Below are 14906 nucleotides of genomic sequence, written 5' to 3' on the forward strand. Positions count from 1 at the left end.
TCGACAGCCCGCCTTCGGTCAACCGCCTGATCGGGCTGAAATGGCTGGCCGAGAAGCTTTATCCCGAAGAGGCCTGCATCGACATCGAGGCCGAGGTGACCCGGTTCTACACGCTTTTCTACGGCGTGACGCCCGACCGGGCGGCGCTGGACGGGCTTCTGGGTACTGCCGGGCATCCGGGTGAGTGAGCGCGCGGCACCGCCGCTGCAGGCGCTGGGTCATGGCCATCGCACTGGCGCGCCTCGGTGATGGCATCGGTACCACCGCACTGCGGACTTCCGTAAGGGACAGCTTGCTGCACCGAGGACAAACGACCGGTTCGGAGACGCTGCGCGGCAGAGAGCGTCCAGGCGACGTCAACCGCCAAGCGCGCGGTCGGTCCGCCTGCTGCTCCCTGCCGATAGCCGTCGTTGAGCGCCCCGGCCTCCGCTGCCTGTGGATCACGAAAGCGGCCGTTCATCGCGGTTGCAGCACGCGGCCCTGGAGCCGCCAAGGTCCGGAGAGCGGACCAAGCGGACATTTAAAACGGCAGTGCTACCGCCTGAGGAACATAACGACGTTGCCAAGCGCCGCGAGCACGACGCCCAGGACAGACATGATGCTCCATTCGTACCCCTCGAACATCGTCGAAGCGGTGAGCGCGACGATGGGAAAGAGAACGGTGGCATAACCCGCCTTGGCAGAGCCGATGCGGCCGACCAGCATCAGATACGCGGTGAAGCCCAGGACGGAGCCTGCGACCGCGAGATAGACAAGCGCCGTCCAGTAGAGGCCGCCATGCGGCAGGACGAGGGGCTGGCCGGTGACCGTGAGAAGGCCGAGGAGGCATATCGCACCGATCCCCATCCCCCAGGCATTCGCAATCACCGGCGTCACGCCAAGCCGCGCGTTCTGCCGCGAGGCCATGTTGCCCCATGAAAAGAACAGGGTCCCGATCACCGCCCAGCCTATGCCGCGCAGCGTGGAGGCCCCCGCCTGGATGTCGATGTCGGGCCAGAAGAGGCAGGCGAGCCCCGCGACGCCCAGCGCTCCGGCCAGCACCGTCTGCCGACTGATCCCATCGCCGAAGAAGATACGCGCGTTCACGGCGTTGAAGATCGAGGCGAGGGAAAAGATCACCGAGACGAGCCCCGAAGGCACCAGTGACGTCGCGCTATAAAGCCCCACGAAGTTCAGGCAGAACAGGCAGAGCGCCTGCACCACGACAAACCTCCACACCGCCGGTCGCCTGAGCCTTCCCAACGCCACGAGGCCCGCCAGCATCAGAAGCCCGGCGAGCGTGAAGCGGTAGAAGATCGACACCATCACCGGCACCTCACCGACCTGAGCGGCGATGGCGATCCATGTCGTTCCCCAGATGAGGACGGTTAGGACAAAGAGAACGGGTGTTGTCATGGGCGGCTCCTTTGCCGCGCCATGTACGCCATCCTCACGGAGAATCTTTGCACGATCTTGCGCTGGAATGGCTCTCGACCGTTTCAGACTGCTGCGGGCAGGCGTAGAAGTCGACATGGCCTCCGTTCACGACTCTCTTTCCCGCTCTCCGGTGGCCCACGCGGCTGCCACGCTCGAGATGGGGCGCGGGCGCGGCATCACGGTCTGGGAGAATAGGAACGACCGTATTACCTACGATGCAACACGGGGACATGTCTTCAGCCTCTACTTGGAGGGCGGAACCGGGACGCGGCGCCTGGATGCGAAGGGCGTGTCGGGCTGGCCTGGCGCGGTCTGCATCTTTCCAGACGGGCAGACATCGGAATGGGAGATCACGACCCCCTTCCGCTTCGTCCATCTTTACCTGCCCGACGATCGCCTGCGCGCCGATTTCGCCCGGACGCATTATTGCGACGCCCGCCGGCTCGACTTGCCGGAGGTGACCTTCGCCGAAATGCCGGCCCTCGCCGGACTCCTCGGAGCGCTTGCCGGTGCCGCATCGTCTGGTAGCATCCTTCTGGCGGACGCCGTCCTTGCCGAACTGGTCGGAGGGCTCGCGCCTCGACCCGCCATCCTCAGAGGTGGCCTCGCGCCCCATATCCTGAGCCGTCTTGACGAATGGATCGACGCGCATCTCGACGAGGCAATTCGCCTGTCGGACCTCGCTGCACTCGCTGATCTCTCGCCCTTCCATCTTCACCGCATGTTCCGCGTCTCCCGCGGCATGGCACTTCACGCATGGATCACAGAGCGCCGTATCGACCGCGCCAAAGGTCTCCTGAGCGGCCCGGCCCCACTCGTTCAGATCGCCGACACCTGTGGCTTTGCCAGCCAGAGCCACTTCACCCGCGCGTTCAAGGCTGCGACCTCGACGACTCCCGCCGGCTGGCGGCGTGCGGTAAAGGACAGCCCCAGAAACAGTTAGGGCTCGGAGCGGACCTGCGGCATCGCAGCATGGCGCTAGAGCGCCTCGGGCCGTCCGCGCGGGCGCTCGCTGCCGATAGCCGCCGTTCGGTCGCCCAAGCTCGATCCGTCAGCGGATCACGAAAGCGGCCGTTCACTGCTGTTGCAGCGCGCCCTGGAGCCGCAAAGTCGGGAGAGCGGGACCTCACTGCCGTTCGCCGCACATGTCCGTGGATGGCATGTCAGGTCCCTTCGTGCCGATGGTGTGGGTCATGGACGGCCCCGCAGGGTCGCCCGGGAATGTCGGATCAGTGGGCCATCATCTCCTGGGCCACGGCCTCGCCGCTCAGGTCGGCGGGGTAGTAGGTCGGCCAGTTGGTGACTTCCTCGAGCAGCGCCGCCCGGTCGTCGCCCCAGTAGAGGTGGAAGGGCATGCCACCCATAGGCGCTGACCGGTCTTTCCCTGCACGACAGCGATGGCCTCGCCGTCATAGTGGTCCCATTCCATCTTGCACAGGTCGCCAAGGCGCTGGCCCTTTCCCACGCCCAGGCGGCAGGCCGTCAAGGCGGTGCCTTCGGCTTCGCGCGAAAAGGCGTCAAGTGCCCAGGGCGGCCACGGTTCGTAACTGCCGCCTTTGAGCTTCTCGACGCTTTCGGCCGGGTTGAAGTCGATCCATTCCAGATCCCGCGCATGGCGCGCGAGTATGGAAAGCATTTCGACCATCGCGTTTGCTTTTCGCCATTGCCCTGCATAGGTGTCGCGGGCCGCGATGACGTCGCGGCGGCGCAGGCGCGTGAAATCCTTCGACCCGTTCTTCGCTCTGATCTGGTCGAGCGTGCGGCGATATTCCTTGCGTGGACGATCTGCGGTTTGGGCAGGTCGCCGGGCAGGCGGGCGCGGCCATGCGGGTGCATCACCGGGTTCTCGACCGCGACGCGCGGAATCGGCGCCCGCCAGCAGGCCGAGAAGAGCGCGGCGCCCTCGTCGAGCAGCCACCACATGATGGCGCGGCGGGCCTCTTCGGGCAGGTTCGGCCAGGCGGCGCGCTCGTCCGGCTGCGCCTCGGCCGGGGCGTTGGTCGGCGGCACATGCAGCCAGCGCAGGCCCGAATTGCAGAGCCGGGTGCAGGGCGGATGCATGACCGCCAGCAGACCCCAGCCGAGATCCAGCACCTCGCGGATATCGCAGATCATGTGGCGGTTCGTGGCTTCCTCGGCGGGCAGCAGGTCGCAGGACCAGCCGCCACGGCAACTCGGCCGATGGCATCAACCCCAGCTTTGTCGCCCGCGACGAGGTGCACCGCTGGACCGACCGCGAACTGGCCGAGGTGGTGGTCAATTCGATGATCGCCCGGGCGCAACCCATCGACTGGGCGATCACCTCGGCGGGGGCCGACTTGGCCTCGATCTGCGGCGAACTGCGCGAGTATTCCGAGACCGTGCTGCGCGGCGATGTCCAGGACGACAGCTTCTTTGCCTAAGGGCCGCCTGTGAAGGCGGCCCATCGTTTTCATATCTCGACGCTCTCCGATATCGCCAGCGCGTCCTCGAGTTCGACGCCGAGGTAGCGGACGGTGCTGTCCATCTTGGTGTGCCCGAGCAGCAACTGCACCGCCCGCAGGTTGCCCGTTTTCCGGTAGATCTGGGCGACCTTGGTGCGCCGCATGGAATGCGTGCCATAGGAGGTCGGGTCCAGCCCGATGGAACGCACCCATTCCCGGACGAGGCGGGCGTATTGGCGGGTCGAAATGTGAAGGCGTTCGTGGAACCGCCCCGGCCAGAGGTATTCCGAGCCTACCATCAGGGGCTCGCCCATCCAACGCGTCAGTGAGCTGCGCGTGCCTTCGGTGATCTCGAACCGGACCGGGCGCTGCGTCTTGCTCTGGATGATCGAGGCACGCTCCTTGACCTGACCCGCCGCGTAGACATCCGGGACCTTGAGTTTCACGAGATCGCAGCCCCGGAGTTTGCTGTCGATGGCGAGGTTGAACAGGGCGAGGTCGCGGTGGTTCTCGGCGATCTCCAGGCGCACGCGGATGGCCCAGACGTGTTTCGGCATCAGCGGGCGTTTCTGGCCGACGACGCGGCCCTTGTTCCAGGCCGGGCGGCAGGCGCGAATGGCAGGCAGGTTGGCAGTTGGCATGACGGTTCCTCCCATCCGCCTCGCCCCGCCACGACACCAATCCGACGTTGGTACATCATGATAGCACGGGCTTCGAAAAGGCGGATGGGGCAAGCCCTGTGGCCCATCTCGACGGACGGCGCGCCTCGTCCGAACGGGCGGAATGCGCAGGTTTGGGCCAGATGGAGCACGACCACTTGCCCCTCCGGGCGCGTCGCGGTACCCGCAGGCATGTCGACAGCCTCTTCCCGCGATCCAATCAACGCTCTCGTGGCGGCGCTCGATCTTCCACCGTTGAATGATGGGCCCCTGAGCGGCGCGTGCTTCACTGTGAAGGACAACATCGACATCGCCGGGCATCGCACCTCGTTCGGCAGCCCCGCCTGGCGGGACACCCATCCCGCGCCGGTCCACAACGCCCTCTGCGTCGATCAGCTTCTTGCCGCCGGGGCGCACTGCGTGGGCAAAGCCGTCGCGGATGAATTCACCTATAGCCTGGATGGCGAAAGCCAGTTTTTCGGCACGCCGCAGAATGCCAAGGCGCCAGGGCGGGTGCCCGGTGGATCGTCGAGCGGCTCGGCCGCTTCCGTTGCCAACGGGCTGGCCGATTTCTCGATCGGCACGGATTCGGGCGGTTCGGTGCGCGTTCCTGCAAGCCTCTGCGGGATCTGGGGAATGCGTCCCTCGCTGCATCGCATCTCCGAGGCGGGGGTGCTTCCCTTCATGCCGAGTGTCAGCACGGTCGGCATCCTTGCCGCGAGCCTCCCGCTGCTCGAAACCGTGGCGCGTGTCCTGCTGAACAGCCGAACAGCCCCGGTGGCCGCGCCGCGCCGCCTTTTGGTGCTGGGCGACGCGGTCGAGCTCGCCTTGCCCGCCGTGCAGCAACAGCTGCGCGCGGCCCTGGACGAGATCACCCGGCGCACCGGCCTTGTCGCCGAGCCGATCCGCTTTGGCGAGCTCATCGGCGAAGACGTGCCCCTGAGCGACTGCAATCTGAAGGCGCTGCGCGACCTGCAGACGGCGGAATTCCAGAGCACGGTCGGCAACTGGATCGAGGCCACCCGGCCCGAGCTGGGCGCGACCTTCGCCCTGGCATATGGCAACGTGCGGCGGTTCGACCGGATCGCCGCGCTGGAAAGCCTGGCGCGAAGCGAGCGGTTCTTCCAGCAGATCAACGCGGCGCTTCCACCGGGCACGATCATCTGCTTCCCGACCACGCCGACCGCGGCGCCGCTGAAAGGGACGCTTGACACGCTCGAGGCGGTGACGGCGTTCTACGATCCCACGATGACCCTTACGGCATTCTCAGGGGTTGGGCGCCTTCCCGAGATCTCGGCGCCTCTGCTGGCGGCCGAAGGCTGCCCGGTCGGCCTGTCCTTCGCCGCCGGGCATTATCAGGACGAAGCTCTTTTGGTGGCGCTTTCGGAAATTCTCGGTCCGCAAGCCGGTTAAACGTCCGCTTCGTCGGCGCACTGCTGACCTTGGTGGCCTGAGTGCATGCAGCAGCGGGGATGAACGGCCGCTTCCGTGATCCGCTGCTGGATCGGGCTTGGGGGACCGAACGGCGGCTATCGGCAGATACTGTTGAAAAGCTCATGCTGCGGCCTGAAGTCCATCCGCAGCCGGAATGCTGTTCCTCAGGGCGGCGGAGGAGGCCAGTTTTCGGAGCACTGTCGTGAGGAATCAGAGCTATTTTCCATCGAGCGCGGTGTCGTGGCGGTGTAGTCGAGTTTTTCAACAGTATCGGCAGCAAGGGTAATTCCGGCGCAGCCGGACCCCAGGATGTCCGACCGCTTTGGGGTGGGGCTGTGCTCCTTTGTCACATCGGCCGTGACCGGGCGACTTGGGCCCTTGTATTCTCTATAGTGAGGAACCTCCGCTGTACTCCGGACGTTCGTCAGGCTATTGGCGTACCCCATGACAGATACATTGCCGCCATGCCCCGAATGTTCCTCGACTTACGTCTATCAGGTCGATGCTCTGTTGAACTGCCCAGAATGCGGACACGAGTGGGTGCCCGACGATCTGGCCGAAACAGCTTCCGACGTGCGTGACAGCGTCGGGAACGTCCTTGCCGACGGCGACACAGTTACCGTTATCAAGGACTTGAAGGTCAAAGGGTCTTCGTTGGTGGTTAAGGTCGGAACCAAAGTGCGGGGCATTCGGTTGGTCGACGGCGATCACGACATCGACTGTAAAATTCCGGGAATGGGCCAGATGAGCCTGAAATCTCAGTTCGTTAAGAAAGTGTCTGGGTAGTCCGCCGGGCGTGAACCCCAGGCAGAACCCTTCTGGCCGGATATGGAGCATCGGCGTCATAAGACGGCAGTTTGGTCTGCGGGTGGCGGCAAATCCTGCAGAGGACAGTTGCCCGTACCAACGGCAGCCATGAGAACGATGCATTGCAGCGTCTTTCACAATGCCCAATGTCCGGTTCGGAGCATCAGTGGTTCCGACGCTTCGGCAAGGTGAGCGACAGCCAAGGGGCTGCCTGCGCGGTCATCTGCAGCGCTCACCATGAATGGCACCCACCGGCAGCAGCGGGCCTCACCACCGGATCGGTCTGGTCCGGTGCGCCCCCCTGTGGTCGACACGCGAATACCGTATAAAGCGTTGAACAGGCCCGAGAATCCGGGGCAGGGATATCTCTTTCTCAACCCTTGAGAAAAGAATCCTTGCATTGACAGGCCATGGCCCGCATACAAGGCGGGCTTACGTTCTTTCTCTTCGAAATGCTGCTGCCGCTTACCCGGTTTCGGTTGATCGACTTGGATCGACTTTTGCCGGGCTGCCGCGATTATGCGGGCAGCACTATCATGGAGAACACGGATATGGCCAATGGCACCGTGAAATGGTTCAACGCAACCAAAGGCTTCGGCTTCATTCAACCGGAACACGGCAGCAAGGACATCTTCCTTCATATCTCGGCCGTCGAGCGCGCTGGCATCAGCCGCATCGATGACGGACAGAAGGTCACCTTCGATGTCGAAACCGGCCGCGACGGCCGTGAGTCCGCGACCAATCTGGCGCTTGCGTGAGGCCATCTCTGTAATCCCCGCTCGCGGGTGTTACAGCTTCCAGAAGGGAAACCTCGGGCTCATGAGGCCCGCCGCGTTTCCTCTTGCGACACAATAGCAGCATGAGCTTCGAGACCCCGAAGTCTCCGGTTGGACAAGGCGCAACCCGCCGCGGATGCACTTAGCCTGCCGGACCTGGCGAAATCCGAAGCTCAAGGCGTTCGAGGCTCCGCCATCACGGCGGGGCCGACCGAAACGCCCCTGTCTCCGCTCAGATATGCCGCGCAACCGACGCACATGGTCAGGGTCTGACCGGGTGGGGTGCTGGTCCGAGTCCACTTTGTCCTCGCGCCGTCCCTTGCAGGTTGGCTGAGCAATGCCTGCCCATGTGTGGCGGGCGGAACGAACTGAAAAAGAAAGACTTTACGAATGATGGAAATTCAATGGGGGCAACCCATGATGCTGACGACGTCGCATGACGGCGATGTCGAGCGCTTTGGAACGATAGAGAAGGTCCGCTATTGGCTGCGTCGCAGATGGCCGGTTTCGGATGGGGCTCGGCATACGGCGCTTGCCAAGGTCGAGTCGGCGATGGAATGCATGAGTTCCGTTGAGGAGGCTCGCCGGGCTTTTCTGGTCGCAGCCCTCTCTGCCGGGTTTGCACCTGCGGGCGCGGAATAGTCTTCAAGGAGACGGTGCGCTTCACTGGCGCAGAGCGGCCGCAGCGCGCGCGAGAGGTTCCGCCGGTGCGGGTCCAAGACGCGTTTGCGTGGTGCGGAACGGCAGGTCCCTCGCTTTCGTGCGTCCGCGACCGCCAGAACAAGCCGCAGCGAAGACGAATGACGATCCCCGGGCCCGCCGGAGGGGTTGGCCCAAGGCCGCCCAAGGGTGGTTCTCGGCAGCCGTCCCCCTGGTCCCTTCGGGCGGCGGGGGGCCCGCGGTCCGCAGGCGCCGCTTGGTCTCGCGTGAGGGGGGATCAGAGCAGCGCAGGCACGATCATTCCGAGCGCAAGCCAACCGAAGGACAGGATCGCGAGGCCGAAGAGGACACGCTCGCCCGGGGCAACCGGCAAGGTCAGATCCAGGCCGTGCCGTCGCGCCTTCCAGACAAGAAATCCCACCGAGAGCGCGGCGAAGACGAGGTTCAGGACAAGCGTGTAGTCGACGGCGAAGAAGGTGCGATCCGTCACGCTTTGGGCGGTGCCGGGGTCGGGCAGAAGGCCAAGCGCGCCAAAGCCCAGATGCAGGATCAGGGCCGCAGCCACAAGCACGACGAGAAAGACCGCCAAGATATAGGCCGCCATCCGCCATCCGTAATAGGACGCCTGGATCCTGAGGATCGGGAACACCACGAGATCGGAGAAGATGAAAGCCATGATGCCGGCAAAGCTGACACCGTTCGAGTAGAGCACGGCCGCCAGGGGGATGTTCCCCATGGACCCGATGAAGGTGAAGAATGCCGCGACCGGTCCCACGAGGGCCTGAAGCGCGATCTCCCAGAGGGACGGGTCGCCGCTTCCCGCCCCGACGAAGAGCGCCTCGAAGAAGGCGCGCGGGACGAAGGCAGCGATGATCCCGGCCACGGTGAACCCGATGGTGACGTCCTTCCAGACCATCTTCCATTCCATGACATAGCGGGAGGCGACCCGCCCCCAGCCGTCGAGACTGGCGATAAGATCCTTCCAGTCCGGCACGTCCGCGTCGTCGTCGCCCTCGGCGGCTTCCGCCTTCTCTCGGGCGCGTTCGATCAGTCGCCTCGGCCGGGTCAGGGCGACGACGATCCACATCAGCGCGATCAGGAGAAGCCCGCCGACATATTCGGCGACGACGAACTGCCACGCCAGGAAGACCGAGATCACGATCCCCAGTTCGATCACCAGATTGGTCGAGGCCAGCAGGAAGGCCAGGGACGGCACCAGCCCCGCGCCCTTGGCAAACAGCGACCGGGTGGTCGCCAGCGCGGCAAACGAGCAGGAACTGGAAATGAACCCGAAGAGTGTGCCGAGCCCGACGCTCTTCAGGCCGGCCTTGCCCATGCTCTTTCGCATTCGGGCCCGCGTGACGAAGACCTGGATCATCGACGAAATCAGGTAGCCGAGGCCGAAGGCCCAGAACGCCATCCAGAAAAGCCCCAGCGATGTCAGGGCCGCAGTGTTCCAGGTGTCGACAAAATTCACCATCGTGTGCCTCCTTTCCTGATCGGCAGGATGGGGCTTCCACCAGCTGGAAGGTCAAGGAATGCGGGGAAATCAATGACCCGGGGCAAGAGGGGAGGCTGCGGAGAATGGGTGCCGCGACCAGTTTCCCGGAGTCATGGTATGTTCTTTATTTGTTCCGGAAAACCTCGGCCATTATGGTGCTGAGGTCGCATGAACTTCCGATGATTTAGGTTCTGGCGCCGCAAGGCCTGGACACGCAATCCTCAGCGCGACAGCCGACCGGCGCGGTCGCATTCGCCCGTGGGCGGGCGAATGCGCAGGGGGGCGGTCACCGCGCCGCGGCGACCTGTTTCGCCGTGGCGGGCGTCGCGATCAGACGCAAGGCGGCATAGCCCAGAATCGCCGAGATCGCCGAGCCGCACAGCACGCCCAGGCGCACGTCGTTCATCATCGTCGGATCGCCATAGCTGAGCGAGCCGATGAAAAGCGACATCGTGAAGCCGATCCCGGCGAGGCAGGAGAGCCCGTAGATATGCATCCAGCCGACGCCCTCGGGCAGGCGGGCAAGCCCGGACTTGACCATGGCGAAGGTCACCGCGAAGACCCCAAGCTGCTTGCCGATCACCAGCCCCAGCGCCACGCCCAGCGGCAGCGGCTGCAGCAGGTCCGACAGCGAGATGCCGGTCAGCACCACCCCCGCATTCCCGAAGGCGAAGATCGGCAGGATCAGGTACAGCACATAGGGCGACAGCGCATGTTCCAGCGCATGCAGCGGGGACTTGCCCCATTTGTCGGTCAGCGGGATGCAGAAGGCCGTCACCACGCCCGCGATGGTCGCATGCACCCCCGATTTCAGCACGAAGAACCACATGATCGTGCCCAAGAGGATCATCGGCGCGATCCGGTGTGCGCCCCGGAGATTCAGCCAGATCAGCCCGGCCAGCGGGATCAGCGCCAGGAACAGGTAGTCGATCTTCAGATCGGCGGTGTAGAACAGCGCGATGATGACGATGGCCCCCAGATCGTCGAGGATCGCCAGCGTCAGCAGGAACACCTTCAGCGCCGCCGGGACCCGGTCGCCCAGAAGCGCCAGCACCCCCAGCGCGAAGGCGATGTCGGTCGCGGCCGGAATTGCCCAGCCTGACAGGGTTTCCGGGCTGCTCCAGTTGAAGGCTGCGAAGATCAGCGCGGGCACCACCATGCCGCCGACCGCCGCCATCCCCGGCAAGACCACGTCGGCGGGTTTCTTAAGCTTGCCCTCGCGCATCTCGCGCTTGAGCTCCAGGCCGATCAGGAAGAAGAACACCGCCATCAGCCCGTCGTTGATCCACAGGATCAGGGGCTTTTCCAGCCCCTCGCCATTCAAGAGCACCGAGAAGGTCGCGCCGAGCGCGCTGTCATAGGCGGGTTGCAGCGAGGAGTTGGCGACGATGAGCGCGGCCAGCGCCGCAAGCATGAGCAGGATACCACCAGAGGCTTCGTGGCCGAAAAACTTGTCGAGCGCGCGGAGCAGCATTGAACTTCCCGATTTTTACTGGATTGTCTGTCTGCCAGATGGGGTCTGGCCTCGGGAAGTCAATTGCGGGTGGGGCGATCCAGCCCTGAAACTGCCGCAAAACGCGGGACATGCGATGCTTGAACTCGATCATCTGGCCATTGCGGCCGCAACGCTGGACGAGGGCGTGGCCGCCGTCGAGGCCGCGCTTGGGGTGCGTCTGGCCGCGGGCGGGCGGCATGAGGCGATGGGCACCCATAACCGGCTGCTGCGGCTGAGCCCCGCGCTCTATCTCGAAGTGATTGCCATCGACCCCGAAGCGCCGCCGCCGAACCGCGCGCGCTGGTTCGGGCTCGACCGGTTCCGGGGCCGGCCGCGGCCCGCCGCCTGGGTCGCGCGCACCGCCGAGCTGACGGCGGCCTTGCCGCAGGCACCGGCGGGGACGGGGCGGCCGATGGATTTCGCGCGGGGCGATCTGCGCTGGCGGATGGCGGTGCCGGAGGACGGAGAGCTGCCCTTCGACGGGCTTTTCCCCGCGCTGATCGAATGGCAGGGCGGTCTGCATCCGGTGGCGATGCTGCCCGATACCGGGTGCCGTCTGGTGGGGCTCGAGCTTTATCACCCGCGCGCGGACGATCTGTGCCATGCGCTCGAAGGCCTGCTGGACGATCCGCTGGTGGCGGTGCATCCGGGGCCGGAACCGGCGCTTCGGGCGCTGATCGACACGCCCCATGGGCGCCGGATTCTCGAATGATGGCGAATATTTGCCGAAAAGCGGCAGGGCTTGCCGCGGCGACACCGTCAGGGCGGCCGAATGCCCGACCTGACTCTGCCGCGCTGGCGGGCTAAGCTCTGCGCATGTCGCTCTGGTCCCGCATCGCCGACGCCGTTTCCGCCCTTGCCAAGGGCGAAAGCCTTGCGGCCGTTTTCGACCGGCTGCGCACGCCGCCCGAGCGCACCGTCGCCTTCACCATCGCGGTGATCGCGCTGGGCGCCAAGATGGCCAAGGCCGATGGCCGGGTCACTCGCGACGAGGTGGCGGCCTTCCGCGAGGTCTTCACCATTCCGCCCGGCGAAGAGGCCAATGCGGCCCGGGTCTTCGATCTGGCCCGGCAGGACGTGGCGGGCTTCGAGGATTACGCCCGCCGCATTCGCCGCATGTTCCGCGAGACCGAGGCGCCGCTTTGGGACCTGATGGAGGGGCTCTTCTTCATTGCGCTCGCCGATGGCGACTATCACCCCGACGAGGATGCCTTTCTCGCCCGGGTGGCCGAGATCTTCGGGCTGAGCGCTCGCCAGTTCCGCACGCTGCGGACCCGCTTCGTGCCCGAGGCGGTGCCCGATCCCTATGCGGTGCTGGGGGTCGATCCCGAGGACGATCTGGACGCCATCCGCAAGGTCTGGCGCGCCGAGGTGCGCGAGACCCATCCCGACCGGATGCAGGCGCGCGGCGTGCCAGAAGAGGCGATCAAGCTGGCCGAACGGCGGCTGGTGGCGGTCAATCAGGCCTGGGAGGCCATCGTCGCGGAACGCGCGGCGTGAGGATCGTCACCTATAATGTCGAATGGTTCAACGCGCTCTTCGACGATGCGGGCGCGCTTCTGGACGATGACGGCCCGTCGGGGCGGCACGGGCTGACGCGGCATGCCCAGATCGAGGCGCTGGGGATTGTCTTTACCGCGCTCGACGCCGATGCGGTGATGGTGATCGAGGCGCCCGACCAGAACGGGCGGCGTAGCACGGTCCGGGCGCTGGAAAGCTTCGCGCAGGCCTTCGCGCTCAGGGCCCGGCGCGCGGTGATCGGGTTCGCCAACGACACCCAGCAGGAAATCGCGCTGCTTTACGATCCCGACAGGCTAGCGGCGCGGCACGATCCGCAGGGCCAGCCCACCGGCCGCAAGGGCGCGCGCGAGGCGCCGCGTTTCGACGGCGTGTTCCGCTGGGATCTTGATGTCGATGCCGCGCCCGATCTGATCCGGTTTTCAAAGCCGCCGCTGGAACTGGCGGTCGAAACCGCTGCGGGTGCCCGGCTGCGGATGATCGGGGTCCATGCCAAGTCGAAGGCGCCGCACGGGGCGCGCAGCCCTGAGGAGGTGATCCGCATCTCGATCGAGAACCGCCGCAAGCAGCTGGCCCAGTGCATCTGGCTTCGGCAGCGGGTCGAGACGCATCTGGAGGCCGGCGAGCCGCTGATCGTGCTGGGCGATCTCAATGACGGGCCGGGGCTCGACGAATATGAAAAGCTCTTCGGCCGCTCGGGGCTCGAGATCGTGCTGGGGCAGGACGGACCGCCCGACCGGCGGCTGTTCGATCCCCATGCGCGCGAGGCGTTGCAGGGGCTTCTTGCGGCGCAACCGGCCTCGGCGCGGTTCTACGTGCCCGCGACCGGGCGTTATCTGTCGGCGCTGCTCGACTATGTGCTGGTCTCGCCCGATCTGCGCGCGCGGGGGCCCGCCTGGCGGATCTGGCATCCCTTCGACGACCCCGACCTTTACCGGGTGCCCGAGCTGCGCGAGGCGCTCTTGACCGCCTCGGACCATTTCCCGGTCAGCCTCGACATCGCGCTGTGACGCGCCCGCGACCCGATGTGCGCAGCCGGTTCATTTTCCGCCGCGCGGCGCCTATACTGATGTCATGACTCGCACGGCCGCCCATACCCCGCTGATCGCCCTTCTGCTGGCCCTGTCGCTTGCGGCGCCGCCTGTCGCGGCCCAGGACGGTGCGCCGCTCGACGGCACCGGCGGCGCCAACAGGCAGGACGACGATCTGGGCGAGGGGCTCGATCTTCTGGGCGAGGGGATGCGCAAGCTCTTCAAGGGGCTCGGGGACGAGATCCAGCCCCGGATGAAGGATTTCGCCGAGGCGGCCGAGCCGGTGCTGTCGCGGCTGATGGACCTGATCGACGACCTCGATGCCTACGAGATGCCCGAACGTCTGCCGAACGGCGACATCATCATCCGCCGCAAGCCCGACGCGCCGCCCATCGCCGATCCCGATCAGAACGACGATATCGAGATCTGACGGCGTCGGGCGAAGGCGGGCCGCGCGCAGGCCAGACAGCCCCCTACGAGACGGCCCAAGGCACGTCGATCCCAGATGACACGGCCTCAGACGAGACGACCCCAGGCAAGTGGGCCGCAGGCGGGAAGGGCGCCGGAACCCGGGCGTTCCGGCGCCCCCGCCGGCCCGCCGTCCGTCAGGACGGCTGGGGCCAGACGAAATCGGGGCGGAGCCCCTCATAGACCGGCCGCCCGTCATCGGGTTTCGGCACCCCCGTCGCGGGGTCGTAGAAGGCGTGATAGGTCGCGGGCATCTCGGCGCTGAAGCCCATCAGGTTCGGCACCACGGCGCGGATGCGGCCCTGCTTGTCGTCCAGCATGATCGGCGTGCCGCATTCCTCGCAGATGCAGATTTCCAGCGGCCCGTCCGGGTTCTGGTCGTTGAAGGGCACCCGCTTCATCGCGCCGCCCTCGGCGGCAAGATCGCCATGCTTGAAGAAGACCACATGGGTCGTGGGCTGGCCGGTCACCCGCTTGCAGACCGAACAATGGCAGGTGTGGTTGTCGATCGGGTCGTGGTCGGCATGGGTATGCACATGGGCGCATCCGCCGTCATAGCTGGACATCGGGTCATCTCCTCCCTTGGGGCCCGGTCTCTTCTGGTCTTGTGCCGGACCGTCCGCGCCGGGCGCCATGCCCTGGCAACGCCCAATGCTACGCCTGGCGCCCGGCGCGGGTCGATTAAGACTTCCGTCTGTCTTGGGAGGTGGCGGGGCGG

Annotated in this window: 16 protein-coding genes and 2 pseudogenes; 11 read left to right on the forward strand and 7 right to left on the reverse strand. The window is 65.8% G+C overall.

Annotation, left to right across the window (positions count from 1 at the left end; genetic code table 11):
* Positions 1-188 (forward strand): annotated as a pseudogene (locus BYZ73_RS22910) (iron ABC transporter substrate-binding protein); the annotation flags it as partial.
* A gap of 346 nt (positions 189-534) precedes the next feature.
* Here BYZ73_RS22910 and BYZ73_RS19575 read toward each other — a convergent pair.
* Positions 535-1395, reverse strand: a complete 861-nt coding sequence (locus BYZ73_RS19575; protein ID WP_112317347.1) for a DMT family transporter — start codon at positions 1393-1395, stop codon at positions 535-537.
* 67 nt (positions 1396-1462) lie between these two features.
* On the opposite strand from BYZ73_RS19575, the gene BYZ73_RS19580 reads away from it, so the two are divergent.
* Positions 1463-2359 carry a helix-turn-helix transcriptional regulator gene (locus tag BYZ73_RS19580; RefSeq protein ID WP_245943241.1) on the forward strand — a complete coding sequence of 299 codons (897 nt, stop codon included), beginning with the start codon at positions 1463-1465 and terminating at the stop codon, positions 2357-2359.
* Positions 2360-2645: 286 nt separating this feature from the next.
* On the opposite strand, the pseudogene BYZ73_RS19585 reads toward BYZ73_RS19580, so the two are convergent.
* Positions 2646-2765: pseudogene (locus tag BYZ73_RS19585) on the reverse strand (ZinT/AdcA family metal-binding protein); the annotation flags it as partial.
* A 133-nt stretch (positions 2766-2898) separates the two neighbouring features.
* Positions 2899-3531 carry a hypothetical protein gene (locus BYZ73_RS24205; RefSeq protein ID WP_181498121.1) on the reverse strand — a complete coding sequence of 211 codons (633 nt, stop codon included), beginning with the start codon at positions 3529-3531 and terminating at the stop codon, positions 2899-2901.
* A gap of 101 nt (positions 3532-3632) precedes the next feature.
* On the opposite strand from BYZ73_RS24205, the gene BYZ73_RS19595 reads away from it, so the two are divergent.
* Positions 3633-3818, forward strand: a complete 186-nt coding sequence (locus BYZ73_RS19595; RefSeq protein ID WP_245943242.1) for a terminase large subunit domain-containing protein — start codon at positions 3633-3635, stop codon at positions 3816-3818.
* Positions 3819-3847: 29 nt separating this feature from the next.
* Here the strand turns inward: BYZ73_RS19595 and BYZ73_RS19600 are convergent, their stop codons facing one another.
* A complete protein-coding gene (locus tag BYZ73_RS19600; RefSeq protein ID WP_112317348.1) occupies positions 3848-4480 on the reverse strand; it encodes a tyrosine-type recombinase/integrase in 633 nt (210 codons plus the stop codon).
* Positions 4481-4729: 249 nt separating this feature from the next.
* Here BYZ73_RS19600 and BYZ73_RS19605 point away from each other — a divergent pair, with 249 nt between their 5' ends.
* The 4 genes from BYZ73_RS19605 to BYZ73_RS19620 all read left to right on the forward strand — a co-directional run bounded on the left by BYZ73_RS19605 (position 4730) and on the right by BYZ73_RS19620 (position 8157).
* Complete coding sequence (locus tag BYZ73_RS19605) at positions 4730-5911, forward strand: amidase family protein (protein ID WP_220086863.1); 1182 nt, start codon at positions 4730-4732, stop codon at positions 5909-5911.
* A gap of 465 nt (positions 5912-6376) precedes the next feature.
* Complete coding sequence (locus tag BYZ73_RS19610) at positions 6377-6718, forward strand: zinc ribbon domain-containing protein YjdM (protein WP_112317357.1); 342 nt, start codon at positions 6377-6379, stop codon at positions 6716-6718.
* 572 nt (positions 6719-7290) lie between these two features.
* A complete protein-coding gene (locus tag BYZ73_RS19615) occupies positions 7291-7497 on the forward strand; it encodes a cold-shock protein (protein ID WP_075787603.1) in 207 nt (68 codons plus the stop codon).
* Between the two features lie 411 nt (positions 7498-7908).
* On the forward strand, positions 7909-8157 hold the full coding sequence (locus tag BYZ73_RS19620; protein WP_108028469.1) for a DUF982 domain-containing protein: 249 nt from the start codon (positions 7909-7911) through the stop codon (positions 8155-8157).
* Positions 8158-8452: 295 nt separating this feature from the next.
* Here the strand turns inward: BYZ73_RS19620 and BYZ73_RS19625 are convergent, their stop codons facing one another.
* Together BYZ73_RS19625 and nhaA are read right to left on the reverse strand one after the other, a co-directional pair.
* Positions 8453-9655: a permease gene (locus BYZ73_RS19625; protein WP_112317350.1), complete on the reverse strand. Its 1203-nt coding sequence runs from the start codon at positions 9653-9655 to the stop codon at positions 8453-8455.
* 307 nt (positions 9656-9962) lie between these two features.
* On the reverse strand, positions 9963-11150 hold the full coding sequence (nhaA, locus tag BYZ73_RS19630; protein WP_112317351.1) for a Na+/H+ antiporter NhaA: 1188 nt from the start codon (positions 11148-11150) through the stop codon (positions 9963-9965).
* A gap of 115 nt (positions 11151-11265) precedes the next feature.
* Here nhaA and BYZ73_RS19635 point away from each other — a divergent pair, with 115 nt between their 5' ends.
* From BYZ73_RS19635 to BYZ73_RS19650, 4 genes are all read left to right on the forward strand, one after another.
* The gene (locus BYZ73_RS19635) at positions 11266-11883 is read left to right on the forward strand and encodes a VOC family protein (protein ID WP_112317352.1); all 618 of its coding nucleotides are present in this window, start codon (positions 11266-11268) and stop codon (positions 11881-11883) included.
* A 104-nt stretch (positions 11884-11987) separates the two neighbouring features.
* The gene (locus BYZ73_RS19640; protein WP_108028426.1) at positions 11988-12671 is read left to right on the forward strand and encodes a molecular chaperone DjiA; all 684 of its coding nucleotides are present in this window, start codon (positions 11988-11990) and stop codon (positions 12669-12671) included.
* The gene (locus tag BYZ73_RS19645; RefSeq protein WP_112317353.1) at positions 12668-13699 is read left to right on the forward strand and encodes an endonuclease/exonuclease/phosphatase family protein; all 1032 of its coding nucleotides are present in this window, start codon (positions 12668-12670) and stop codon (positions 13697-13699) included. The genes BYZ73_RS19640 and BYZ73_RS19645 overlap by 4 nt, the downstream gene beginning before the upstream one ends.
* Positions 13700-13763: 64 nt before the next feature.
* A complete protein-coding gene (locus BYZ73_RS19650; protein ID WP_112317354.1) occupies positions 13764-14150 on the forward strand; it encodes an AAA+ family ATPase in 387 nt (128 codons plus the stop codon).
* Between the two features lie 175 nt (positions 14151-14325).
* On the opposite strand, the gene BYZ73_RS19655 is transcribed toward BYZ73_RS19650, so the two are convergent.
* On the reverse strand, positions 14326-14754 hold the full coding sequence (locus BYZ73_RS19655; RefSeq protein WP_112317355.1) for a GFA family protein: 429 nt from the start codon (positions 14752-14754) through the stop codon (positions 14326-14328).
* Positions 14755-14906: the final 152 nt, after the last annotated feature.

Origin of the sequence: Rhodovulum viride (assembly GCF_003265965.1) — a bacterium.
GTDB classification, from domain to species: domain Bacteria; phylum Pseudomonadota; class Alphaproteobacteria; order Rhodobacterales; family Rhodobacteraceae; genus Rhodovulum; species Rhodovulum kholense.

Excerpts from the sequence above, each read along its gene's own strand:
- BYZ73_RS19575 (WP_112317347.1), bottom strand. The coding sequence starts at position 1,395 with ATGACAACACCCGTTCTCTTTGTCCTAACCGTCCTCATCTGGGGAACG.
- BYZ73_RS19580 (WP_245943241.1), top strand. The coding sequence starts at position 1,463 with ATGGCTCTCGACCGTTTCAGACTGCTGCGGGCAGGCGTAGAAGTCGAC.
- BYZ73_RS24205 (WP_181498121.1), bottom strand. The coding sequence starts at position 3,531 with ATGATCTGCGATATCCGCGAGGTGCTGGATCTCGGCTGGGGTCTGCTG.
- BYZ73_RS19600 (WP_112317348.1), bottom strand. The coding sequence starts at position 4,480 with ATGCCAACTGCCAACCTGCCTGCCATTCGCGCCTGCCGCCCGGCCTGG.
- BYZ73_RS19610 (WP_112317357.1), top strand. The coding sequence starts at position 6,377 with ATGACAGATACATTGCCGCCATGCCCCGAATGTTCCTCGACTTACGTC.
- BYZ73_RS19615 (WP_075787603.1), top strand. The coding sequence starts at position 7,291 with ATGGCCAATGGCACCGTGAAATGGTTCAACGCAACCAAAGGCTTCGGC.
- BYZ73_RS19620 (WP_108028469.1), top strand. The coding sequence starts at position 7,909 with ATGGAAATTCAATGGGGGCAACCCATGATGCTGACGACGTCGCATGAC.
- BYZ73_RS19625 (WP_112317350.1), bottom strand. The coding sequence starts at position 9,655 with ATGGTGAATTTTGTCGACACCTGGAACACTGCGGCCCTGACATCGCTG.
- nhaA (WP_112317351.1), bottom strand. The coding sequence starts at position 11,150 with ATGCTGCTCCGCGCGCTCGACAAGTTTTTCGGCCACGAAGCCTCTGGT.
- BYZ73_RS19635 (WP_112317352.1), top strand. The coding sequence starts at position 11,266 with ATGCTTGAACTCGATCATCTGGCCATTGCGGCCGCAACGCTGGACGAG.
- BYZ73_RS19640 (WP_108028426.1), top strand. The coding sequence starts at position 11,988 with ATGTCGCTCTGGTCCCGCATCGCCGACGCCGTTTCCGCCCTTGCCAAG.
- BYZ73_RS19650 (WP_112317354.1), top strand. The coding sequence starts at position 13,764 with ATGACTCGCACGGCCGCCCATACCCCGCTGATCGCCCTTCTGCTGGCC.
- BYZ73_RS19655 (WP_112317355.1), bottom strand. The coding sequence starts at position 14,754 with ATGTCCAGCTATGACGGCGGATGCGCCCATGTGCATACCCATGCCGAC.